General features: G+C 45.0%; 22 protein-coding genes, 2 tRNA genes and 1 pseudogene. 19 read left to right on the plus strand and 6 right to left on the minus strand.

Annotation, left to right across the window (positions count from 1 at the left end):
- Positions 1–16 precede the first annotated feature (16 nt).
- The 13 genes from mdh (at position 17) to NSQ68_RS08660 (ending at position 14,427) form a co-directional block, all read left to right on the plus strand.
- Positions 17–958 carry a malate dehydrogenase gene (gene mdh / locus NSQ68_RS08600; protein WP_342428590.1) on the plus strand — a complete coding sequence of 314 codons (942 nt, stop codon included), beginning with the start codon at positions 17–19 and terminating at the stop codon, positions 956–958.
- Positions 959–1,467: 509 nt separating this feature from the next.
- Positions 1,468–1,884, plus strand: a complete 417-nt coding sequence (locus tag NSQ68_RS08605; protein ID WP_023987918.1) for a hypothetical protein — start codon at positions 1,468–1,470, stop codon at positions 1,882–1,884.
- Between the two features lie 215 nt (positions 1,885–2,099).
- Positions 2,100–2,969 (plus strand): SDR family oxidoreductase, encoded by an 870-nt coding sequence (locus NSQ68_RS08610; protein ID WP_013309602.1) that lies wholly within the window; start codon positions 2,100–2,102, stop codon positions 2,967–2,969.
- 119 nt (positions 2,970–3,088) lie between these two features.
- Positions 3,089–4,891, plus strand: a complete 1,803-nt coding sequence (locus tag NSQ68_RS08615) for an ATP-binding protein (protein WP_342428591.1) — start codon at positions 3,089–3,091, stop codon at positions 4,889–4,891.
- 128 nt (positions 4,892–5,019) lie between these two features.
- Positions 5,020–5,751 (plus strand): response regulator transcription factor, encoded by a 732-nt coding sequence (locus NSQ68_RS08620; protein ID WP_013309604.1) that lies wholly within the window; start codon positions 5,020–5,022, stop codon positions 5,749–5,751.
- A 161-nt stretch (positions 5,752–5,912) separates the two neighbouring features.
- Positions 5,913–7,037 (plus strand): methyl-accepting chemotaxis protein, encoded by a 1,125-nt coding sequence (locus NSQ68_RS08625; RefSeq protein ID WP_342428592.1) that lies wholly within the window; start codon positions 5,913–5,915, stop codon positions 7,035–7,037.
- 127 nt (positions 7,038–7,164) lie between these two features.
- Entirely contained in the window at positions 7,165–7,923 is a 759-nt protein-coding gene (gene pstB / locus NSQ68_RS08630) for a phosphate ABC transporter ATP-binding protein PstB (RefSeq protein ID WP_023987922.1), read from the plus strand.
- A gap of 39 nt (positions 7,924–7,962) precedes the next feature.
- Entirely contained in the window at positions 7,963–8,622 is a 660-nt protein-coding gene (phoU, locus tag NSQ68_RS08635; protein WP_025721993.1) for a phosphate signaling complex protein PhoU, read from the plus strand.
- A 177-nt stretch (positions 8,623–8,799) separates the two neighbouring features.
- The gene (gene polA / locus NSQ68_RS08640) at positions 8,800–11,454 is read left to right on the plus strand and encodes a DNA polymerase I (protein WP_342428593.1); all 2,655 of its coding nucleotides are present in this window, start codon (positions 8,800–8,802) and stop codon (positions 11,452–11,454) included.
- 71 nt (positions 11,455–11,525) lie between these two features.
- Positions 11,526–12,356, plus strand: coding sequence for a DNA-formamidopyrimidine glycosylase (gene mutM / locus NSQ68_RS08645; RefSeq protein WP_342428594.1), 831 nt, complete (start codon positions 11,526–11,528; stop codon positions 12,354–12,356).
- Between the two features lie 111 nt (positions 12,357–12,467).
- Positions 12,468–13,259, plus strand: coding sequence for an MntP/YtaF family protein (locus NSQ68_RS08650; protein WP_342428595.1), 792 nt, complete (start codon positions 12,468–12,470; stop codon positions 13,257–13,259).
- 11 nt (positions 13,260–13,270) lie between these two features.
- Positions 13,271–13,867 carry a dephospho-CoA kinase gene (coaE, locus tag NSQ68_RS08655; protein ID WP_307349322.1) on the plus strand — a complete coding sequence of 199 codons (597 nt, stop codon included), beginning with the start codon at positions 13,271–13,273 and terminating at the stop codon, positions 13,865–13,867.
- The gene (locus NSQ68_RS08660) at positions 13,864–14,427 is read left to right on the plus strand and encodes a lytic transglycosylase domain-containing protein (protein WP_029516633.1); all 564 of its coding nucleotides are present in this window, start codon (positions 13,864–13,866) and stop codon (positions 14,425–14,427) included. Before coaE ends, NSQ68_RS08660 begins: the two co-directional genes overlap by 4 nt.
- 116 nt (positions 14,428–14,543) lie before the next feature.
- On the opposite strand, the gene NSQ68_RS08665 is transcribed toward NSQ68_RS08660, so the two are convergent.
- Positions 14,544–14,768 carry an alpha/beta-type small acid-soluble spore protein gene (locus NSQ68_RS08665; protein ID WP_307349325.1) on the minus strand — a complete coding sequence of 75 codons (225 nt, stop codon included), beginning with the start codon at positions 14,766–14,768 and terminating at the stop codon, positions 14,544–14,546.
- 105 nt (positions 14,769–14,873) lie between these two features.
- Between NSQ68_RS08665 and nrdR the strand changes: the two genes are divergently transcribed.
- From nrdR to NSQ68_RS08680, 3 genes are all read left to right on the plus strand, one after another.
- Complete coding sequence (nrdR, locus tag NSQ68_RS08670) at positions 14,874–15,341, plus strand: transcriptional regulator NrdR (RefSeq protein WP_013309614.1); 468 nt, start codon at positions 14,874–14,876, stop codon at positions 15,339–15,341.
- 127 nt (positions 15,342–15,468) lie between these two features.
- Positions 15,469–15,544 (plus strand) — tRNA-Ala (locus tag NSQ68_RS08675).
- 12 nt (positions 15,545–15,556) lie between these two features.
- A tRNA-Lys gene (locus NSQ68_RS08680) sits at positions 15,557–15,629 on the plus strand.
- A gap of 225 nt (positions 15,630–15,854) precedes the next feature.
- On the opposite strand, the gene NSQ68_RS08685 is transcribed toward NSQ68_RS08680, so the two are convergent.
- From NSQ68_RS08685 to NSQ68_RS08695, 3 genes are read right to left on the minus strand one after another with little or no spacing between them, the layout of a single operon-like run.
- On the minus strand, positions 15,855–16,859 hold the full coding sequence (locus tag NSQ68_RS08685; protein WP_342428596.1) for an alpha/beta hydrolase: 1,005 nt from the start codon (positions 16,857–16,859) through the stop codon (positions 15,855–15,857).
- Complete coding sequence (locus NSQ68_RS08690; RefSeq protein WP_342428597.1) at positions 16,856–17,506, minus strand: N-acetyltransferase; 651 nt, start codon at positions 17,504–17,506, stop codon at positions 16,856–16,858. The genes NSQ68_RS08685 and NSQ68_RS08690 overlap by 4 nt, the downstream gene beginning before the upstream one ends.
- Before the next feature lie 16 nt (positions 17,507–17,522).
- A complete protein-coding gene (locus NSQ68_RS08695; RefSeq protein ID WP_342428598.1) occupies positions 17,523–18,278 on the minus strand; it encodes a MerR family transcriptional regulator in 756 nt (251 codons plus the stop codon).
- Positions 18,279–18,506: 228 nt separating this feature from the next.
- Between NSQ68_RS08695 and NSQ68_RS08700 the strand changes: the two genes are divergently transcribed.
- On the plus strand, positions 18,507–19,385 hold the full coding sequence (locus NSQ68_RS08700) for a radical SAM/SPASM domain-containing protein (RefSeq protein WP_342428599.1): 879 nt from the start codon (positions 18,507–18,509) through the stop codon (positions 19,383–19,385).
- A 237-nt stretch (positions 19,386–19,622) separates the two neighbouring features.
- Positions 19,623–21,605 carry an AraC family transcriptional regulator gene (locus tag NSQ68_RS08705; protein ID WP_342428600.1) on the plus strand — a complete coding sequence of 661 codons (1,983 nt, stop codon included), beginning with the start codon at positions 19,623–19,625 and terminating at the stop codon, positions 21,603–21,605.
- A 126-nt stretch (positions 21,606–21,731) separates the two neighbouring features.
- On the opposite strand, the gene NSQ68_RS08710 is transcribed toward NSQ68_RS08705, so the two are convergent.
- Both NSQ68_RS08710 and NSQ68_RS08715 read right to left on the minus strand, forming a co-directional pair.
- Positions 21,732–22,868: a hypothetical protein gene (locus NSQ68_RS08710; protein WP_342428601.1), complete on the minus strand. Its 1,137-nt coding sequence runs from the start codon at positions 22,866–22,868 to the stop codon at positions 21,732–21,734.
- 91 nt (positions 22,869–22,959) lie between these two features.
- Positions 22,960–23,166 (minus strand): annotated as a pseudogene (locus tag NSQ68_RS08715) (DUF4183 domain-containing protein); the annotation flags it as partial.
- A gap of 192 nt (positions 23,167–23,358) precedes the next feature.
- Between NSQ68_RS08715 and NSQ68_RS08720 the strand changes: the two are divergent.
- Positions 23,359–24,441, plus strand: coding sequence for an ankyrin repeat domain-containing protein (locus NSQ68_RS08720; protein WP_342428602.1), 1,083 nt, complete (start codon positions 23,359–23,361; stop codon positions 24,439–24,441).
- The last annotated feature ends 121 nt before the right edge of the window (positions 24,442–24,562 follow it).

Below are 24,562 nucleotides of genomic sequence, written 5' to 3' on the forward strand. Positions count from 1 at the left end.
GGAAGGGGAATACCACTTGTCCATTCAACGTAAAAAAATATCCATTGTTGGCGCCGGTTTTACCGGTGCCACTACCGCATTGCTGCTGGCTCAAAAGGAGCTAGGTGATATCGTACTCATCGATATTCCGCAACTAGAGAATCCGACCAAAGGCAAGGCGCTTGATATTTTGGAGGCCGGTCCGGTACAGGGATTTGACAGCCAGATCATGGGCACTTCCAATTACGAGGATGCAGCAAACTCGGATATCGTCATTATTACAGCCGGGATTGCACGCAAGCCGGGTATGAGCCGTGATGATTTGGTAAATACGAACGCAGGAATTGTAAAATCCGTTTGTGAGAACGTGAAGAAGTATGCGCCGGATTCTATCGTCATTATTCTGAGCAATCCGGTAGATGCTATGACCTATACTGCCTACCAAACGCTGGGTTTCCCGAAAAATCGGGTTATTGGCCAATCAGGTGTGCTGGATACAGCGCGATATTGTACCTTTATTGCACAAGAACTGAACGTTTCCGTCGAAGACGTACGGGGCTTTGTTATGGGTGGTCATGGTGATGATATGGTGCCCCTGGTACGCTATTCCAGCGTTGGAGGTATACCTATCGAAACCCTGATTTCGCAGGAACGTATCGAAGCGATCGTACAACGTACACGTAGCGGTGGCGGAGAGATCGTCAACCTGCTGGGTAATGGTAGCGCATATTATGCACCGGCAGCTTCGCTTGCACAGATGACAGAAGCGATTGTAAAAGATAAAAAACGGATTATCCCGGTCATTGCCTACCTGGAGGGAGAGTACGGCTATCAGGATTTATTCCTTGGCGTACCGACACTTCTTGGCGGCAATGGCATCGAAAAAGTGTTCGAGTTGGAATTGACAGCCGAAGAAAAAGCAGCGCTCGATCAATCCGCCGAATCGGTCTGCAGTGTGATTAGAATAGTTACCGTATAGATTCAATTTTCTACTAAAACGGTGACTATTACCTGAAGAGGTGTTCCTAAGCCATAGTCTTGGCCGCGGGACACCTCTTTTAAATATCAGGAATCTATTCGTTTTCTTCCTTTAATGTTGAAAATTTCAGTTTGGATTTGCTGGCACCAGCGGAGCGAACGGAACGATTGCGGACAAGCGTAAGCGCTCGCCTTTGTCTCCGGATTTATACCTATAAAATATATTCATATAGATCCGGAGACAACAGCGATGGTAGCAACGTTCTGTTCGCGGAGCCTCTCCCCAGCACCACCCAAGCTGAAATTTTCCCCGCCATATTCCTTTGCTTTGACTCACTTCCCCGGTATAATAGAGTTTATATGCATTGATAGTTACATGAGGACTTTGCAAAATCCTGACATAGAAAAGCATGTCCCAAAACACTGAAAAGATGGTAGTCATTCGTTGGAATATGATCGTTCTATGGAAAAAAAGTTTGAAAGAAAACAAAGAAGTGGAGGTTGTAAAGAATGTTTTTTATTCACATTATTGGATCACTGGCGATGGGTTTTTATTTATTGCTCCCCTTCGTTGTGGGCAAAATCGACAAATTGGCTCCTAGCGTGCAGGAGGGAACGATATCGGCTGTTCAGCTATTGAACCGTTTGGCTCAATTTGCGCTGATCCTAGTGCTTGTTAGCGGTATCTATATGATTTTTCCCTGGGGCTCTTATTCGGTAGCATGGATTGTTGTTGTTTTGCTGTTGTTTCTCGCCATTTCCGGTATTGCGGGAGCCATGGGTAAGCCGTTACGGCTGTCACTGGAAGCGATTCGTAGCCAACAGCCGATTACGCAATATGCTGGCAAAATGCGAATGTTCAGTACGCTGCTTGCCGTCTTCCTAATTTTAATTACGTTTTTAATGGTATACAGCCATATTATTTAATTATGTATTTAGTGAGAGTCTATAAACGAATGATGACAAATGCTAAATTGAAAAAACGGTCTGTGCTGCATAAGCATAGACCGTTTTTTTATGCGCTCAAATCACTACATTTTTCTTTTTTCGTTTAACGAATAACTTTGTGTGGTAATTCAGGAGTAGAGTGGATGCAAATGTTGCATCCTAAAAAATATCTGATTTTGAAGGGAGAATGTACAATGCCTAAAAGTAATCAACCTCAGCAAACTTTGCCCCCACAGCATCAGGACCAGCAACCGGGGATTGAGTCCAAAATGTCGCCTGCACCCCAGTTTGAAAAACCAACTTACAAAGCCGCTGGCAAGCTAACAGGTAAAGTTGCGCTTATTACTGGTGGGGACAGTGGAATTGGTCGGGCTGTAGCTGTCACGTATGCCAAAGAAGGTGCGGACGTAGCCATCATCTACTTGAATGAGCATAAGGATGCGGAAGAAACAAAACGTCAGGTGGAACAGGAGGGACGCAAATGCGTGTTAATTCCTGGCGATATCGGAGATGATCAATTTGCCAAAAAAGCGGTTCAACAGACAGTTAACGAACTGGGCAAGCTCGACATCGTTGTGAACAATGCAGCGGAGCAGCATCCACAGCAAAAGCTGGAGGATATCACTAAAGAACAGTTAGAGCGCACGTTCCGAACGAATATTTTCGGTATGTTCTTCCTGACGCAAGCAGCATTGCCGCATTTGAAGAAAGGGAGCACGATCGTCAACACAACATCGATTACCGCGTACGCGGGGAACAAGACACTCATTGATTATTCATCGACCAAAGGGGCAATCACATCCTTTACACGTTCCCTTTCACTCAATTTGGCGGATCAAGGCATTCGGGTGAATGCTGTAGCACCAGGGCCGATCTGGACACCGTTAATCCCGTCTACATTTGATGCCAAGACGGTTAGCGAGTTTGGAGGAGCGCAGCCAATGAAGCGTCCGGGTCAGCCGGAAGAATTGGCGCCAGCCTATGTGTACCTTGCTTCAGATGATTCTTCTTATGTAAGCGGGCAGGTTATTCATATCAACGGCGGTGAAGTTATAAACGGATAAAAAGACAAGGGAAAGGTTAGGGCTGCATTATGCCCTGGCCTTTTTACTTTTCACAGTGGAACATAATGAAGGTAGCCTGTAGAATGAGACTTAACTTACATAAAGGATGGGCATATTTTATGAAATCGTTTCGTTTCAGGCTTACCCTGATCATGCTGATTTTGATTGGCGTATCTGTCCTTGCTGCTGGAATTACTATGGGACAAATTTTTAAAAATTCGAATATGAAGGTGCTAGAGGAGAACATGGGACGGGAGATCGATCTGCTTCGCGCTACATTTCCTTTTGTTAATGCAGATGTCCTGTCCAGCACGGATTATGTCTCTTATTATTCTCAAAAGGCCAAGGAAATTGCTCGTCTGACGGAATCGCGGGTGACCTTCATTCGCAAGGACGGGACGGTGGTTGGTGATTCATTAAGCGATCCGCGTAAGATGGAAAACCACGCATCTCGTGAAGAAATTCAGCAAGCCTCAACAGAGAAAATCGGACGCACGATTCGTTACAGCGAAACCTTGCAGCGGAACATGCTATACGTTGCAGAGCCTGTTGTATCGGACAAGGGCTTTGATGGATATATCCGTTTGTCCATGAGTCTGAAAGCGGTGGAAGAGGGAGTACAGCGCGGCTGGACGGCCATCGGGATTGGTCTAGTATTGTTGTTTATTGCTGCTGGACTGGTAAGCTATCGTATTGCTCGCAGTCTCACCTCGCCCATTGAACATATTACTGGGGTAGCCAACCGTATATCAGGACTGGATTATGACGCAAGAGTCGGTGTACAGCGCCGGGACGAGGTAGGGCAACTGGGTGAAGCCATTAATCGTATGGCTGACAGTCTCCAAAACCAAATGAAAACGATACGTGACAATGAGGATCTGCTCCAGAGTGTCATGAGTAATATGACAGGCGGGATTCTAATGATTGATGCAAGTGAGTGTATTGCGCTTGTAAACCGTGAGTCTGAGCGAATGCTCGGTGTCGTGGGTAAACGGGTGAAGGATAAGCCGTATCATGAGCTGAAGAAGCACTATGAGCTCACAAAGCTAATTGAGGGCAGCATACAAAGCCGAGAAAGGCTGCATGGTGAGGTTCATTTGTACAATCCCGAGGAGAGACTCGTGTTGCTGGACGGTGTTCCGATGTATGAGGATGAGGGCGGATACCGGGGGATGCTGTTCCTTTTACAGGATATTACGGCTATTCGACGGTTGGAAAATATGCGGAGCGAATTTGTGGCTAACGTTTCTCACGAGCTAAAAACGCCGATTGCCGCAGTCAAGGGTTTTGCCGAGACGCTGCTCGGTGGCGGGGTTAAAGATGAGGAGACGGCCCGTTCATTTTTGCAAATTATATATGATGAAAGCGAACGATTGAATCGACTAATCGGTGATATTCTGGAGCTGTCCAAAATTGAGTCCAAGCGTTCCCCGCTGGATTGCTCGCCGGTGCACGTTTCGTCGTTCATAGAATCATTGCTGGAAAAACTGAACAATGTAGCTGCCAAAAAAAGGATTACGCTACACATGGATATCCCGGATGAGCTGTTTATGGAGGCAGATGAAGATAAGCTTCAGCAGATTTTCCTGAACCTTTTGTCTAATGGCATCAACTATACACTTGATGGTGGCAAGGTAAAGATTAAAGTTTTAACAATACAGCGGGAGAATGACACCGAAAAGGTCGTATTTACAGTCAGTGATACAGGTATTGGAATTCCGAAGAAGGACCTGCCACGTATCTTTGAGCGCTTTTACAGGGTGGACAAAGGACGCTCGCGTAACTCTGGCGGAACGGGGCTGGGATTGTCGATCGTCAAACACTTGGTCGATTTGCATCATGGCATACTTTCGGTGGAAAGTGAGCTTGGATTGGGTACCACATTTACAGTTGAATTACCGCTATTGCAACAGGAAGAATGAACTAGAACATTTTTTACATTCTGTTAACAATGCCGTGATAAAATAAACGGGTGTCGCATGAGTATGGAAAAGGTTTCAGGATTTTGACCAATGCGCCTTTAACAGGTAAACAGGAGATGAAGTTATTTATGGGACAACGCTTGCTGGTTATTGAGGATGAACCAACGCTTGCCAGATTGCTATCCTACAATTTGATACAAGAAGGCTTTGAAGTGGATACGGAGGATCATGGCAGTGCGGGGTTTGAGAAAGCATCCAGAGAGTCCTACGATTTGATCCTGCTGGATTTGATGCTGCCGGGAATGAACGGACTGGACATTCTGAGCAGACTTCGCCATCAGGGGCTGACGACACCTATCATTATCTTAACGGCCAAAAACGGTGAAGCCGAGGTTGTCCAAGGGCTGAAGTCGGGTGCGGATGATTACATCACGAAGCCTTTTGGCGTTTCTGAGCTGTTGGCCCGCGTAACGGCTGTGCTGCGAAGAACTTCCGGCGGGGATGAAGGAGTGTTGTCTGATCAGAAAGATAGCTCCAAAATTCAATTGGGCGAGCTGGAGATTTACCCTGAAAAATATGAAGTCATTCTTGGAGGTCAGTCCATCAGCCTCAGACCAAAGGAATTTGAGGTGCTTCTTTATTTGTCCCGCAAGCCGGGCGTGGTATTGACCCGGGATGATCTGATGAATGCTGTTTGGGGTTTTGACTACATTGGCGGGCAACGGACCGTGGATGTGCACGTCAGTTCCTTACGCAAAAAGCTGGAGCTTGATCCCGACTCGGTTCATATTGATTCGATCCGTGGAGTGGGGTACAAGCTGGTTGTAAATAAAAAAAGAAGCGCTTCTCATTTATTATAAATGAGGAGCGTTTTTCTTTATTCAGGGCAGTGTCCGGAGACCTTTGTGTCCATTTTGTGATTTTACATTTCATTAACAAAACCAGTCGCTAGAATCAACAAATGACCGATATGATGTTTCCGTCACTCCAAGTTAGTTAAAAAAAAGGGGACTTCAGAACGATGATAACGGAACCAAAGACCCAGCCGAGTTCCACTGCCTTGATTGAACGTGAAGCATACAAGTCGATTACTACCTATGTGCCATGCCGGGAGGTTCCGATCATTGGTACGGATATGTCTTGTAAAGAACTGTTAGCCCTTATGAAAACACAGGAAGATGTACCTTGTGTCATTGTTGTGGATAAAAATGATCTTCCATTGGGCATTATTATGAGAGATGCGTACAATCGCCATTTTACGGGCAGATTTGCTGCGGCGTTGTTCTATGACAAGCCTGCGGCCCTATTTGCCGACCCCGATACATTAATTGTGGATCTGAAAAGCCGGGCATCGGACATTGTGGAACTGGCGATGCTGCGCGAAGATCAACGTTTTTACGACTGTGTGTTGATTAAGGAAGGAACACGGTTACTCGGCGTACTCACGATTCGTGATATTCTGTCCGTCGTGCAGCGAATGCAAAGAGAAGCGGACGAAGAGCGGGGTGATGTGATTCGGCATAGCTATGACGGAGTCCAGCGTATTCAGCTGACTGTGCTGGATGCAGCTAAAGAGGCCGATGACAGTGTGCGGCTAACCCGCTCAATGAGTGAATTATCCCGCCGTGGCAAAGTAGAACTGGAGGATGTTTTGCTCTCCTATCGTGCGGTCACGGAGCAAATGAAGCGCCAGCATGAGCAAATGACGGCGTTGACGCAATCGCTGAATGACATTGCGGGCATGGCCTCGTCCATTCGTGCACTGGCAGATCACAGCGGACTGCTGGCGATCAATGCGTCCATTGAAGCGGCGCATGCTGGCGAACACGGGCGAGGTTTCCAGATTGTGTCTCAGGAGGTGCGGAATATGTCACTCCAGACGAAAGCCTTTTCCACGCAGATTACAGGCTTACTCACCCATATCGAGCAAATGCTGCGTGACACCGCTGAATTGACGGATACGAGTATGCAGCAGATTCATACAGGCTCTCAATATATTTCTGCCGGAACACAAACTTTTGCCAAACTACTGCAGGCTGTCGATGAAATTGAAGCCAAAAACAGCGAAATGTCCCGTTCCGCAGAGGAAGCGGCTTTGAATGCAGCCGAAATTGCGCAGGAGCTTGAGCTCATGCTAAGTTCTTGATCATTTTACATACCGTTAACAAATCCACCACACTAAATTTACACACAGCTTATATAATCTTCATATTGTGCAAATCAGGTGCAATGCTTGAGGATCATAACTGCAACACGAAGGAGATCATAAATCCATGAATGATTCCGTAATCCGGATTGATAAGCTGAATTTATATTATGAGAAATTTCACGCGCTGAAACATATAAACCTCGATATTCCTGAAAAAACGGTAACTGCCTTTATCGGCCCGTCCGGCTGCGGCAAATCGACCCTGCTGCGTACGCTGAACCGGATGAATGACATGATACCGGGAACGCGTATTGAAGGCACTGTGAGTATCGCAGGTCAGGATATATACGGCGATACTATGGAAGTAGAAACTCTGCGTAAGCAGGTGGGAATGGTTTTTCAACAGCCTAACCCGTTTCCCAAATCGATTTATGATAATGTGGCCTACGGCCCGCGTCTGCATGGAGTTCGGCAAAAGGACAAGTTGGACGAATTGGTCGAGCAAAGCCTGCGGCAGGCGGCACTCTGGGAAGAGGTCAAGGACTTTTTGAAGCGTTCTGCTCTGAGCTTGTCCGGTGGACAACAGCAGCGGTTGTGCATTGCCCGGGCGCTTGCTGTACAACCAGATATTTTGCTTATGGACGAGGCGACATCTGCGCTGGATCCGATCTCCACGATGAAAATTGAAGAACTGGTTCAGGAATTGAGAGACACATATACTATTGTCATGGTGACGCATAACATGCATCAGGCAGCGCGTGTGTCCGGTCGAACTGCGTTCTTTTTGAATGGTGTTGTGGTGGAAGCAGCGGATACAGAGACGATGTTTTCCACGCCGCAGGATTCACGTACGGAAGATTATATTTCAGGGCGATTTGGCTAAAGCCTACCAGATGAATATGCCAGAAGGGGTGACTTCGAAATGATACGTAGAAAAGGTTTTGATGAAGGGTTAGATGAACTGAGAGCCGTACTGCGCGAAATGGGTGCACACGTTTCGAAGGCGCTCGATCAGGCCATTGAATGCTTGCAGACCAAAAATACAGAATTGGCTCAGCAGGTGGTCAAAAATGATGCATCCCTCAATACGCTGGAAGAGAATATTCTCGATATGGGTTCCAAACTCATTATTACCCAGCAGCCGGTAGCGAAGGATTTGCGCCGAATCATTGTTGCATTTAAAATTTCCAGTGATCTGGAACGAATGGGCGATTTGGCGCTTGATATTGCCAAGGTGACCCTTCGCCTGGAAGGGCAGCAGATCATTAAGCCGCTGGTGGATATTCCGCACATGGCTTCCATTGTTAAAGAAATGATAGATGATGCGATCAAATCCTATTTGGATGAAAATACAGATCTGGCCTACAAAATGGCCAAAGAGGATGATCGTGTGGATTCCATGTATAGTCACATGATCAGCGATCTGTACGCCTTCATGGTAGAAAAGCCGGCAGAGGCTTCACAAGCCATGCTGCAGTTGCTTGTAGGACGATACATTGAACGAATTGGTGACCATGCTACGAATATCGGTGAAAGCACTGTATATCTCGTGACAGGGGAGAGACCAGATTTGAACCAGTAGAGCTTTCAGGTATATAGCGGTTGTTTCTGACCCAGACTTGTCTTTGAGCAAAAGGCAAATTTGGTTAGGAAGCAGCCGTTTTTTTCTGAAAAAGGAGTCTTGTATGTTAAGATAGGAAGAGGAATGCGTAAAACGTAAGAACGTTACGAATGCATTGAAGAACTTGCGAGGTGCTAAATGGATAAACTCATGCTTATAGATGGTAACAGTATCATTTACCGGGCGTTTTTTGCTATGCCACCGTTAACGAATTCGAGCGGGCAGCAGACGAACGCGGTGTACGGATTTACGACGATGTTATTGCGGCTCTTGGAGGAGCACAAACCAACACATATGCTGGTTGCCTTCGATGCCGGTAAAATAACGTTTCGCCATAAAGGATACGAGGATTACAAAGGTGGACGGGAGAAAACCCCGCCAGAGCTGTCTCAGCAATTTCCGTTGCTGAAAGAGCTATTGACCGCTTTCGGCATTGCCCAGTTTGAATTGGATGGCTATGAGGCGGACGATATTATAGGCACCCTTTCCAAGACAGCGGACGAAGCCGGCTTCAATGTGCTAGTCGTGACCGGGGACAAGGATATGCTTCAATTGGCTTCAGACCATGTCACAGTCGGCTTAACCCGCAAAGGGGTTACTGAGGTGGAGACGTATGGACCTGAGCAAATTCAGGAACGATATGGCCTGAAGCCGCTGCAAATTATTGACCTTAAGGGTCTGATGGGCGATACGTCGGACAATATTCCTGGTATTCCTGGCGTAGGTGAAAAAACAGCGCTCAAGCTGTTGCATCAATACGGTTCAGTCGAAGAAGTGCTGGCGCACACGAATGAGCTGAAGGGCAAAATGAAAGAACGCGTAGAGACACATGCTGACGATGCGCGAATGAGCAAAGATTTGGCGACCATTTACCGGGATGTAACGTTGGACAAGCAGCTGGAAGATGTGGCCTTCGGCGGGCTGCAAGCAGAAACGGCCGGCCCAGCTCTGGCGAAGCTGGAGTTCAAGTCCTTGCTGGAGCGTTTATCTTTTTCAGGGGAGGTTGGCAGTACTGGGGTAGACGTCGAGGAAGCCGCGGCTGACGTAACAGTGCTGGATGAGCAGCGGATTAGCGAATTGGTAGAAGTGTTGGATCATGTGGATGTGCTGCATGTTGAAACGCATGGTGATAATCCGCATCATGCTGACATCGTAGGTCTGATATTTGCCGCAACGGGACAGCAGTTTTTTATGACACTGGATGTACTGCAAAGCGATACAGCTACACCTATTCGCGATTGGCTTGCTGACCCTGGACGCAAAAAACGCGGTCATGATCTGCATCGTACGGATTTGGCTTTACACTGGCATGGAATTGAGTTTGCAGGTGCCGAGTTTGATGTGCAATTGGCAGGGTACTTGCTGGACCCAACCGATGCAAACCAGACATTGAGCGGATTGGCAGCCAAATATGGCTTGTCTTCGATCCGTCCTGACGAAGAAGTGTTCGGTAAAGGAGCTAAATATAAAGTTCCTGACGTGGATGTACTGTCTGATCATGTGGCGCGTAAGGCAGCGGTGATTGAAGCCTTGGTGCCTGTGCAGCAGGCTGAGCTGGAGAAAACGGAAATGCACAAGCTGTTTCATGAGCTGGAGATGCCGTTGTCCCGCATTTTGGCGGATATGGAGAAGCAGGGCATTTTGGTGAACGTAGAGGAACTGCGCGCTTTGGGTAAAGAATTTGAAGCCCAGATCGCAACATTGGTGAACGAGATCTACAGCATTGCTGGAGTAGAGTTCAATCTGAATTCGCCCAAGCAGTTGGGTGAGATTTTGTTTGATAAACTGGGTTTACCTGTCATTAAAAAGACGAAAACGGGGTACTCGACCGATGCGGAGGTATTGGAAAAGCTGGCCCCCTATCATGATATTGTACAAAACATTTTACAGTACCGTACTATTGCCAAACTCCAATCGACGTATGTTGAAGGATTGCTGAAAGAAATTTCGGAAAAAACGGGTAAGGTGCATACGTATTTCCGGCAGACAGTTGCAGCAACTGGACGCTTGAGCAGTCAATTTCCGAATTTGCAAAACATTCCGATTCGTCTTGAAGAAGGTCGCAAAATCCGCAAAGTATTTGTTCCGTCCGAACCGGGCTGGTCTATTTTGGCGGCAGACTACTCTCAGATTGAGCTGCGGGTGCTGGCTGATATTTCGGATGATGAACGTTTGAAGGAAGCCTTTGTCCACGATATGGACATTCACACCAAGACCGCATCCGATGTGTTCGGTGTAGCAGCGGAAGATGTGGACTCCAATATGCGGCGTTCTGCGAAGGCAGTCAACTTTGGGATTGTCTACGGGATCAGTGATTATGGTCTGTCACAAAATTTGAATATTACGCGGAAGGAAGCGGCTCGCTTTATCGACCAGTATTTTGATGTGTTCCAAGGCGTTCGCCGTTACATGGATGATATTGTGAAGGATGCGAAGCGGGACGGCTACGTAAAAACGCTGTTGGAACGCAGACGCTATTTGCCGGAGATTAACGCCAGCAATTTCAACCTGCGTTCATTCGCGGAGCGTACAGCGATGAATACGCCGATTCAAGGCACCGCAGCCGATATTATCAAGTTGGCGATGGTACAGATGGATAAGGCGCTACGTGAACGTAATCTTCGTAGCAGAATGCTGCTCCAAGTACATGATGAGCTTGTATTCGAGGTTCCGCCTGAGGAAATGGAAACGATGAAAGAGCTTGTCCCTGCTACCATGGAAGCTGCATTAAAGCTGGCTGTTCCGCTCAAAGCCGAAGTAAGCTATGGCAGCAATTGGTATGAGGCCAAGTAAGATATTTCAATGAGTAGATAGTCCCAATTTGACGCTGCTTCCGTTATAATATAGGGTGAGGTGAAGACATCATGCCGGAATTACCGGAAGTAGAAACAATTAAACGAACGCTAAACGAGCTTATCGTTGATAAACATATAGATCATGTCACCGTGAATCTGCCGCGGATCATTCAACGGCCCGATGATATCCACGCTTTTGCCATGGAATTGGCTGATCACCGGATTACAGGGGTAGAGAGACGCGGAAAGTTTCTGCGAATTTTGTTGGACGGGCTGGTTCTGGTCTCCCATCTTCGAATGGAAGGGCGATATGGATTATATTCGCAACATGATCCTGTGGAAAAGCATACCCATGTCATCTTTCATTTTAAAGATGGTACGGAGTTGCGTTATCAGGATGTGCGCCAGTTTGGCACGATGCACTTATTTCCGGCAGGACAGGATTTGCTGGAAAAACCGCTGAACAAACTTGGTTTGGAACCGATGGACGAGGCCTTTACACCAGAAATGCTGCGTGATGCTGTTGGAACTCGTTCGACTTCGATCAAGGCAGCGCTGTTAAATCAGTCATATGTGGTGGGCATCGGGAATATCTATGTAGATGAATCGTTGTTTAAGGCGGGAATTCATCCAGCGCAGTCAGCCAAAAGCCTAACGGATAGTCAATTTCATGTCTTGCATGAGGCGATTGTCTCCACGCTAGGTGCGTCCATTCAGGTTGGAGGCTCGTCCATTAAATCGTTCGTTAATGGACAGGGAAAAACAGGCGACTTCCAGCATCAATTGCAAATCTATGGACGTAACGCGAAGCCTTGCATTAACTGTGGTACATTGATCGAAAAATCTGTCGTAGCTGGACGTGGTACACATCATTGTCCGGTCTGCCAGCCTCTGCGCTAAACAGGCACAGTCACCCCAAGCCCATCCCTCTCATATATTGTTCCAAGTACCAATACTGCGGAGGGTTTCGGTTGTTATAAGGCCCTGCCTTCGCAATGGGAGGGAATTGGAGTGGCTAATCATTGGGGAGCCCTGCTGTTACTGGCATTTGCGCTAAGTTTGGACAGTTTCGGAGTCGGTGTTACATATGGTCTGCGCAAAATGAAAATTCCATTGTTGTCGATTGCTATCATCTCCATATGCTCAGGTTTGGTGATCGGCATATCCATGCAATTGGGCGCATTACTATCTCGTGTCCTGTCTCCTGTATATACGACCGTTTTCGGCGCTGTCATCCTGATCTGTATTGGCTGTTACTCTTTGTTTCAAGCTCTGCATCGCAAAGAGGATTTGCCGGAGGATTCAGTGGAGGCCTCTCGGGGTCTGCTTCTTACAGAACAGACTGATCCAGCGAGCAGATCTGTTCTTGGGGAGAAGGAGGGTGTAGAGAATGCTGATACCGAGTCTTTCCCCAACTCAAGAAAAGATCTGTCGGCAGAAGCTTCTGTGGAGCAGCAGGAACGAACAGTATTTTCTCTGGAGTTTCGCAAATGGGGGCTTGTTATTCGGATTCTTCGAAGCCCGTCTGCTGCGGATATGGACCGTTCCGGCAGTATATCTGCTACCGAAGCGGTTTGGCTAGGTATTGCATTATCGGTCGATGCGTTCGGAGCGGGACTCGGGGCAGCTATGCTTGGTTTTCAACCACTGTCTACTGCGCTGGCTATTACGTTATTCAGTGGAACATTTTTGATTGCAGGGATGAAGGCAGGTTTCTTTCTATCAGCATTTCGATTTATGAAGGCGCTGGGTGTATTGCCGGCATTATTACTGATTATGATGGGCATATTGAAGCTGTTATGAGGTGAAAGAGCATGAATATCGGATTAACCGGAGGTATTGCTACCGGAAAAAGCACCGTGTCGGCTCTTTTGGTCGCCAAAGGTGCGCTGCTGATCGACGCAGATGCCATTGCCCGGGAAGTGATGCTTCCGGGGCATCCGGTGCTGGCGGCGGTCATACAGCATTTTGGACAAGCTATAGTGAATAGTGACGGAACTCTGCATCGCAAAAAACTGGGAGAGATTGTATTCGGAGATCCTGCCCAGCGGCAGGCACTTAACGATATTACACATCCTGCTATTCGTGAGGAAATGCGTATGCGCATGGAAGCATTTGAACGAGAACAGCCGGACAAGCTTGTTTTGGCAGATATCCCGTTACTGTACGAGTCGGGGCTTGAGAGCTTGTACGAGGAAATTATGGTTGTGTACGTACCACGTGATATTCAGCTCCAGCGTCTGATGCTCAGAGACGGTCTGACGGAGAAGGAAGCCGGACTTCGGCTGTCCGCACAGATGGATATTGAGCAAAAGAAAAGCTTGGCCGATATCGTTATTGATAATAGCGGAACACAGACTGAGACGAAGCGACAAATTGATCAATTTTGGCAGCGGAAGGGACTTGCATGAATATTTTGCGAAAGAAAAGAGTCCTGCTTATTTTGTTTGTCGGGTTTGTCCTGATTCTATTCCTTAATTCAAATTGGATGTCCTGGTTTTATCCGATTCAATATAAGGATGAGATTCGGCAGTATTCACAGACGTATGAAGTAGATCCATTTTTGGTGGCGTCTATTATCCGTGTAGAAACCAATTTTAAAACCAGCAAGCAGTCACATAAGGGGGCGCTAGGGCTGATGCAGATTATGCCGAATACGGCAAATTGGATTATGGACAGCGCCCAGATTCAAAAGGTTCCGCTGGACAGTGTCAAGCACGAGCCTGGCACTAATATTGAGCTGGGAACCTGGTATTTGCATAACCTATCCATAAAGTTTCAGGATAATCCTGTAGCAATTGTAGCTGCTTACAATGCAGGGCCGGGTAAAGTTCAAGAGTGGCTCGATAAGGGAGTGTGGGATGGAAAGGAAGAGTCCATCAAGCAAATCCCTTTTGGTGAGACACGACATTATGTACAGCGGGTCATTTATTACTACAGGCAATACACGAAAATTTATAATGATTTTTAATTCAAAGTTAATGACATGATGAGCTTTTCGCTTTAAAATGAAAAAAGCGTTGGACAGGCTGTTTTTACCAGCCCATCCAGACACTTTTTCTTGTTATTTTTGCATTATTACCGCGATTATTGGAATTGACCTGCCAATTGTTGTTCGGCGATCGTTACGAGGCGTTTTGTGATGTAGCCCCCGATCGAACCGTTCTCATAGGAAGTCATGTTACCTTGGTATCCATCTTGAGGAATGCTGATACCCAACTCTTGAGCGATTTCAAATTTCATTTGCTCCAGAGCGCCGGAGGATCTGCTGACTACCAGATTGTTGGAGTTGCCATTGTTTCCTTGTGCCATTGTTGTTCACCTCCTCGCGATATGGTAAACATATTATGATCCGTTTTGACAAAATTATTACTAAAAGTCTTCGGGAATTTATTGGAAAAAGAAAGTGGTGAGATTATGAAATGTCCGTATTGTGCCTATAATGGCACGAAAGTGTTGGATTCGCGACCTGCGAATGATAACAAGTCCATCCGTCGCCGCCGTGAATGTGAGCAGTGTGCCAGGCGTTTTACCACCTTTGAAATGGTGGAGGAAACCCCACTCATGGTCATCAAAAAAGACGGCAGCCGTGAAGAGTTTAGTCGTGATAAAATGCTGCGCGGTCTCATTCGAGCCTGCGAGAAGCGTCCAGTATCCGTCGAGCAACTGGATATGATCGTATCCCAGGTGGAGAACGCTATTCGCAACACAGCAGCCACAGAAGTGGATAGCCAGCAGATTGGTGAGCTGGTCATGGAACAGCTTTACCCAGTGGATGAAGTCGCCTACGTACGTTTTGCGTCCGTCTATCGTCAGTTTAAAGACATCAATATGTTTATGAAGGAACTGAAAACACTGTTATCTAAAGATACAGCCAGCGACTGATCGCTGACTGTATCTTTTCTGGGCCATGAAGGGAGAAATTTATTTTTTTATAAAACTATTGACACAGGGTTAAATATTTTATATGATATAGAAGTCGCTTGAAACGTTGATAAAACTTGCTTATGATGGGGCCTTAGCTCAGCTGGGAGAGCGCATCGCTGGCAGCGATGAGGTCAGGGGTTCGATCCCCCTAGGCTCCACCAAACTTTTATTATGGACTCTTAGCTCAGTTGGTAGAGCAGTTGACTCTTAATCAATTGGTCCAGGGTTCGAGTCCCTGAGAGTCCATCTTTTTAGAAAAAACGGCAGAGATGCCGTTTTTTTGTTGTTTATAGATCTATTCCCAGTCTAACGGAGAACAGTTATGAGTTGAATTAGCGCGTAACTGAATGCACAGAAAACAGATCCTACAGGAAATAGACGTCTTTTTTGAATTGCAACCCATTGTTCACGAGTGCAAGGACTAGTTATTTGCAGACAAGGGCTGCCCATTTATGGGGTTTTCATTAGTGTTTAACGCTGACTGACATAATCGGCAAGAATTTTGAGATACTCGTCATTTACCAATTTTCTTGGGGCGAATACGGCTGTTAAAAAAGTTAGAGATTTTGAACGCGCGATTTTTTCATCCATCATGGAGTGGTCGGCTTCAGGTAAATGAATCACGGATAGCAGCTCTGCGGGGATTTTCTGGCGATAGACTCGCTCGGTATCCTTTATATCAACATTAATATCTTTGCCAGCCAGAACCAAGAGTACAGGAGAATGGAAGTGACTTAATTCTTCGGTGGAATCAGACAGAAAATTTTTGCGTATAAAGCTCCATCTTTCTTTGGAAATCATATCGTCAGGATCGGCTATGCTTAGATATTCTTCATAAGAAGCCTGTTTTTTCAGTAACTGTAGAATCTCTTGATCGTAGTTCAATGTCTTTTGAATTTCTTGCGGAGTAACTCCTTCTCGCTCCAGTTCTTTTCTGGTATTAAATTGTTCTTGGGAAATCCAGTTCACGGCAGGCGATACAAGGATGCTGAATGCAATATCATGCTCCTCTTTAACGATCTTTGGAATGGCCCAGCCTGCTTGACTGGCTCCCCATAGGCCGATTTTTTGCTTATCGATCATAGGTAAACTTCTTGCCCAGTCTATTGCATATCGGATCTCCTGTGCGCGGTCCTCCATGCTTTGGCCGAGCCAATTGCCAGGAGCGCTGTTAATACCGGGCTTATTCAGTGACAGAGAGGCATAACCCTTGGAAGCGAACTTTTCCCACAGTGGTTTGTATCCATCATCATATGTGTCATTAATAGGACCATCCCCATGGACAAAAACAACCAATCCAACCTTTCCCGAGTAGTTCTTAGGCAAAGCTAATGTACCTGTTAACAGCCCTTTAGGTGTCGTGATTTGTATTTTTTCTTCTGTCATCTTGTAGGAATTTTGATACAGAACAATGAGTATCAATGCAACAGCCAGAGCTGTCGCAGTACCAAAAGTTAGCTTGAATGCTTTTTTCAATGATGCTCTCTCCTCGAATGCAGGTTCTCTTTCCAACTCATTAGATGCCATACAGGCTCCTTGAACCAAAAATGCCGTAACCCATTATATTTGGATTGTTCTACTTCAAACGCCAGTTGGTGATACAAACGGATAGCCCCTTGGTTCTTATGCGCTACGTGAAGCGTCAATGCATGAAAACCAGATTCAACCGAAAATTGCTGTGCGAAAGCTAGAAGATGGCGTCCTATTCCCTGATTACGATGACTTGAACGAATCGCCAAATGATCAATGTAACACTCATCTGCAGCGGGGGTATACTCTAGCGCATGCATACCTGCCAAAAATTTAAATACATTGAAACAACCAAACTGTTTTAGGAGCGGAGTCAAAGAAATGGGGTTTGTTTCAGGAAGTGAAGAGTAGGAGGGTTTCCATTTAAGGGAAAGAACACCGATAACTTCTTCGTTTTCTTTGGCTACAAATTGTTTCGTAGATGTGGAATAAGGATTTTGAACCCAAACCTGCATTAACAACTGCTGTATAGCTTGATCCTCCAGTGTAACAAGAGATTGGAATTTTGCTTTAAACGATTCGACTAAAAGACTGCAAACAGCTTCATGATCTTGTTTCTGGTATGCAACAATGTCAAAGGATTTTGCACTCATTTAGCGCCCTCCAAGATTATTCTACTTTGACTTGAATTTCATATTGTAGCTTGTTGTTGTCGAACATCGAAAGATAAGATTTTTCTACTAGAACAATCTTGCTTTGGCAGTTATATTGGTGAAGAGCTACATATCGTTCCATTTGTTTGATTTCATAATCAATCTCAGGTTCATCAATGACGGAAAAATGCTTATAAAGATAGTTGCCTTCTTCCAGAATATAGTCAGCCACTTCCGCCGTTTCATAACATAGCTTCAACTGTCCAGCATCAGACAAGTAATGCAGGTCATTTTCAAATAATTGAGGTGGGGCAGGGCGGTGTTCAAATAGGTTTCCGGCAGTGAACTCTTGACCATTCTCCAATGCAAACCATAGCTTTAAATGACGGGGGCCTAATCGTTTGATTTGATACTCATCGCCCTGCTGGGTCCGATTATTATATTCTTCTAACACTTTGTGAATAAACTGTTCATGCATCTTTAAGTTAGCTATTTCAGCTTGTACCTTTTGCAACGAATGCTCTAAAAGCTGGTTATAATCATCGGCAGCATAGAAAGTCATACATTCTTGAATCTGACCGACAGGTACATTTAATTTACGTAGTAATAAAATATGAGAAAGCTGATAAATCTCATGAAGCCCGTACATCCGATATTGATTTTCTTCAGTATGTGATGGATAGAGGATTCCCTTTTCTTCAAAATATCGCAGTTGATGTACAGATACATTCATAAGCTGAGCAAGCTGGCTGATCGTAATGTGTTCTTTCAATGAGAGGACTCCTTACTGATATTTGAATAACTCCACTATAAACCTTAGGTCAGACCTAGGGTCAATAGAAAATATCAAACAAATCTTGGATAGGCGTATGTGTCGAGCATTTGATGCCCACACCAAGGGGGAGACTGGAGAGTTTACCTGTAGGTGATAACCCGTTATAATCATAAGATTAGTGAGCATAAACAAAATGCTCTAGATGAAGGCTAGAATGGGGAAATCATGTTGAAAACTTTTAAAAAGGTATACATTGAGATAACGAGCATTTGCAATCTCGCATGCAGCTTTTGTCCTCAAACACAGCGTGTCAAAAAATTTGTTGATCCGGAAGTCTTTCGAAATGTGCTTGATCAGGTCAAACCACATACAGATTATATCTATTTGCATGTAAAAGGAGAGCCGTTACTCCATCCGAAAATTGATCTTTTGCTGGAAAGTGCTCATGAGAAAGGCTTGAAGGTCAATATTACCACTAATGGTACCTTGCTGCCGAAGACCGGACATAAGCTGCTTGGGCAGCCAGCGCTGCGTCAGATGAACTTCTCTCTCCATAGTTTTGACGGACATGAAGGCTCCGTGGATCGAGAAGGATATTTGGGCAATATTTTCACGTTTGTAAGAGAAGCGGTGAAACACAATGTCATTATTTCGTTCCGTCTCTGGAACTTGACTGAAGATAATTTGACTAATGTGCAGCGTCAGCGCAACCGGGAAACACTTGAACGACTGGAGCAAGAGTTTGGACTGGACTATCGGATTGAGGAAAAGGTGATACCGGGTAGTGGGGTCAAAATCGCACCAAACGTTTATTTAAATCAGGACCACGAATTTGAATGGCCGAGCCTCAGTGCCCCAGAAGATGACGGAAAAGGCTTTTGCCATGCACTCCGTAGCCAGGCGGCGGTATTGGTGGATGGAACGGTGGTCCCTTGCTGCCTGGATGGAGAAGGTGTCATTAATTTAGGTAACGTGCATGAGCAATCTTTTTCCGACATTGTGGAAGGGGAGCGTGCAAACCGTCTGTACTTCGGGTTCTCCAAAAGAGAAGCGGTAGAAGAGTTATGCCGAAAATGCGGGTACCGCAAACGATTTGGAACATAGTCATACAGGTAGAGCTTTAAACGACAGTAGAATGAACCGCAGAAAGATAGCCCTTTTGCAGGGCTTTTTTACTTATATTTTGAAATATACATACATAATTAATGGTTTTAAACTGTTCAGAGGAAGTTGGATATATTCGATTGCTTGTGAGAATGATTATCAATTATAATGAATTTAATTCTAACAGGGCGGAATAAGAACTGAAGGAACGGTTTGGATGGGGGATGAGCGGTAGTAATGAAGTTGAACGATCACATTTTGCTGTGGAATCATGTTTTTATACAGGTGATAGATGTTCGTCATAAGAAGATCGAAAAAGGGGAGGAGCTTCGAACCTATCGACTTCCTGCCAGTGCGTTCTTGTATGCCGTGCGTGGAAACGCACGAGTACGGTTGGATAACAGTATTCACAGGGTAGAGCGTTTCCATGTACTGCATGGTGGAAAAGGAATGTGCCTAAGTATCCTGGCGGAGGAGGTGCTTGAATATTACATCATTTTGTACAAGGCGACGCTTGCCCTGCCTGGTCGCAAAGAGATTGCACAATTGCTGGAAAAGGAAAATCCTTTTCAGAATCAGTATGCTTTCGCACCTCATTACCCGCTGCCCCTGTACGAGAAAGTGAAGCTGTTGGAGCAAGAATGGCGTGAAGCTTCTGGACTTGGCAAACTGCATGTTAAAGCCTTGTTTCATCAATTTGTATACGAGTTGTTGCAGCAGTTGTATTGGCAGGGCATCGAACCTCTTAAGCCAGACCTTGTATCGCAGGCTGTAGTCTATATTCGTGAACATTTTAGCCGACCTATGACACTTGAGTCCATTGCGGAGGAGCTAGAATGCAGTACTGGACATTTATCCAGGTTGTTCAAAAATAAAATGCATACCAGTCCGATTCACTACTTGGGCCAAGTAAGAGCAGAACGAGCGGCAGAACTGCTAATGCAGACGGACGCCACTTTACAGGAGATCGCAGAGCGTGTGGGATATCCAGATGCCCATTCGTTAAGTCGCAGCTTCAAGAAATTTAAGGGACTATCTCCCGTACGATTCAAAAAGGAGCGGGAGCATTCTGCCCAGAAGCAAGATCAGGATATGCCCCAAACAATGCTAAAATATGCCCTTCAGCGGACATCTTTCACACGTTATACTGATATTGATTATCAATATCGGTATCATGCGGAAGGGGATTTATTCATGCACGGAAGAGTCAAAATAACGGCCATGATGATTATGCTGTGTTTATCACTGATGCTGGGAGCTTGCTCGGCTCCGACGAATACAAATGGAAGCTCGCAAACGAAGGCTAATCATACAGCGACAACATCCAACAGCGATGGACAAGCGGCAGTGCAAGCGCAGACAAGAACGGTTAAGACATTAAAAGGCGATGTGGAAGTACCTGCAAACCCGAAACGAGTGGCATCGGATCAGTATATGGGTCATCTTTTGAAACTGGGGATTATTCCGGTAGGGGTCAGAAGCTATATGCTGAATGAGGGTTGGATTAATAAATCGGGATATCCCAAAGAGAAGTTGGACGGAATCAAGGATCTCGGTGATTTTCCTATGGATTTAGAGGAACTGACCGTTCTGCAACCGGATTTAATTATCGGTTCAATCGAAAAGAACATCGACAGCTATCAAAAGGTAGGGACGACTGTGTTCCTGCCGTATTGGGAGGGCGAATCTACAGCTGGGCCACTGGATAAATTCCGCAGAATCAGCGAAATCTTTGGCAAGCAGAAAGAAGCCGAACAGTGGATTACTGAATATGAGAAGAAAGCTGCAGAGGCCAGAACGAAAATTCAAGGTATCGTTAAAGACGGAGAGACGGTTTCAATTGTACAAGTCGCCAATAAATCGATATATGTTTTGGCAGCGAAAGGCGGCAATTACGGAAGTCCGACCATTTATCAGATGCTAAAGCTGCCACCTACCAAGAAGGCATTGAATATGAAAGAAGGATTTGAAAATATCTCACTTGAGGTTTTACCCGAGTATATGGGAGATCACATCTTTGTATACGGCTCAGAAGATGAGGGGGCTAATCAGATTCTGCATAGTGAGCTATGGAAAGGCCTTCCGGCTGTAAAAAAAGGACAGGTTTATATGTACGGTTCATTTAGCGATAAAGGGGATGAGTTTGTGATGGAAGACCCTTATTCATTGGAGCTCCAGCTGGATACCATAGTTAATCTCTTATTAGCCCACAAAAAATAAAAGGATGTACAGTAACATCTCCTATCTAAACAAGGGGAAGCTTTTAGAATTTCAAGCTGTGATAGTCATATAGACAAAATCCGCTTAACACAAAGATTCCTAAGTGTTTGGCGGATCTTATCATGTCTATATTTCTTCTTCTCTGTATGTTTTGGTGTATCTTTGAAATTCAGATTTTTGATTGTCGTAATAATCAGCTCTCGTCCAAAAAATAATTTGAGAGAATGAGTCGGAATGTTCCAAATAAGTGATTAAATATACAATTTTTACTTTATCACTCTCTACCCATACTTCGTATTGCAAGCCTTGATTCCCGTTTATATTGACCTTTACTGGTCCCGTCGAAATAATCCCTTTTCCAGACCTTTTGAGTACTAATTGAGCTGAAAACTCAGCGTAATCTTTTAATGTGATCATTGAGGATTTCTCATACGGCAGTTCGGATTTCCAATCCTTGATGATCGTCATGTATGCATCGTTTTTTTCATACCAGGCTTGAATTAGCGCATCTGGATTAAGAATTAAACCAGTCTTCCATATATAAGGGAGACGAATTTGTTGCTTGGCATCTTCACTTTTAAATGTTTTCAAAATAGTTGTTGAGCGAAGGCCTGGCTTAACTTGTGAGTCGCTTAAGACTTTCAAGGAGCTGGCTATAGTTGCAAATTCGTGATGTTGTTCTACTGCTGAGCCTCCCCTTGAATAGATTAATACTTGAAGATAGTGCTGCTTACTCTCTAACATGGCACTGAAGTAATAGACCTGTTGGCCATTGTATTTCCCGCTATAATCGGCTGTTCTGGCGGTTGTGGAATCAATCTGGATTGGGGTAGTATCCACAGCCTTAAAGTTTTCTAGGCCCAATGCGGAGATTTCTTCACGTTGCTGTACGAATTCGTCGAGCGTCATATTATTTGCAAAAGCTGACTTGGGGACACGGAAAACCAGACCTACGTTCTTTTTTTCTTTGTCACAAACACTAAGCACCGAATCCAGTTGTCCCTGTTTAAATTTACGCCAGCCAGCGGGAATGGTAAGAGCCACAAGATCCTTATCCGAGGTAACGGTATGAGCCAGCGACTCTGTGACGGGTAGAACAGGCTGACTTTCTTTGTCTACAACTGTTGTACTATGAGTCGCATTGTCTACATCAGAATTTGTTTGGACTGTAGTTGCAGCATTATTTGAGGTGCAGCTGGTAAGCATGAGCACTGCGATCAGTGCAATAACATAAAATCGGAAATGCGCAAAATTGAATTGCATGGAAATAACTCCCTCTGTTTCATATTTACAAAGGAGATTTTACCCTTTTATAAAATTATAAAAAAGAGGCGTTTGTCCTGTTTTACGTAGCTTAGTCGCTTATGGTAGTCGTTACTGTGACATTGTTGACAGAGGTTGAGGAAGCACTAGAGTTGAAATTAATAACCTCAATGACTACTGTTGCACCAACAACCAGGCCTGTATTTATAATTAGTTTTGTAGCAGAAAGCGTTGTTAAGCCGCCTCGCTGCAACGTCCCATTTACAAATACATTGTAGTATCCGCTACTAGTCGGAACAACAAGACTGTTTGTACGGAATCATAATACAATGATAGCTTCTCTAAGGTATTTTGACCTCTATTACTCACTTGTTTGCGTTGGAGTGAATAATGAATTTTGGAGAATCTATTGGATTTATATAAAGGAGAGGTTGGCATAAAATAGATATACATGATTAATAGTAAATACATAAATAGTGAGGGAATAACGATGATCAAATTAAAAGATGTAGGCAATTTCGAGGTGCTTCCTGAGATAGCGATGCATATCGTTCAAGGCAATATATCCGCTTTACGCCAGGCGCTGAACGAAGGCTGGGATATAGAACAAGGAATCGTACTCAGCAAATATACGACATTAAGTCCACTGGATATTACACTCATCACTGAGCAAATGGAAGTCTTGAAGCTACTGGTGGATGAGGGAGTTCAACTTAATGTAAAGGATAATCCCGCATTCCTGACGGCTGTTCGCTATGGTACAGAAGAGATCGTCCGTTATGTGGTTGCCCATGGCGCCAAGCTGGACGGGAAAAATCATGTCAAATCCGGTGCCTATGAGCAAGCCTACTACGGTAACAAAAGCAATATCCTGCTTATCCATGAGCTGGGTCTCGATATGAAGCTGCATGCTGGAGTAACACTCCGCAACGCAGTTAGTGGGCATGACTTGAAAACAGTAGCTTTACTATTGGAACATGGCGTAGATATTAATTTCAATGCCCCTAATATGGTATATCCATATAAAGCCACGCCTCTGACAGTGGCGGCGCGCAACAACGATTTTGCGATGGTAAAGTATTTGGTCCAGCAAGGCGCTGATGTGACGTTGGCAGAAAAAGATGGAGAACGGGCATATACGATTGCACTAAGTAATAAAAACATGGAAATGGCTGAGTATTTAAAGTCCGTAGAGCCTCCAGTATTTCATAATTTGGAAAATAAACGACATGCTTTAAAAAGCTACAAGCTTCCGAAGGATATTATTGCCTTTCTGACGGGGGATCAGCTCCGTGTGAACCTGCCAGAAAATGATCTTAATATTCTATTTGTTGATTTCTTTTCATTTATCGATACGGTTGAGATGAAGGTAGGTCGGCAAAAGCTATTGCGTCTGTCTCTAAAAGTAGATAATTACTCGGATATTATATTGGTGTGGAATCCAAAGCAGAAGTGCCTGGGTTATTATGACGAGGAGCACCAGGAATATGCGGATGTGTGCAGCTTTGCCGAGTTTCTTGCACAGCCGGAAGAATATCTGGAGAAGATTATTGAGGGTGAATATGTATCATAACGAGGTGAGCCATGAATGCGGTATGCACGCAGTCATGGCTCTTGTTATTTTAATATACAGCACTAGCGTACACAGATGCCTAATGCACATTAGGAATGGTTACGTATGAGATGAATGAGAT

Source organism: Paenibacillus sp. FSL L8-0158 (assembly GCF_038592965.1).
Lineage (GTDB): Bacteria > Bacillota > Bacilli > Paenibacillales > Paenibacillaceae > Paenibacillus > Paenibacillus polymyxa_D.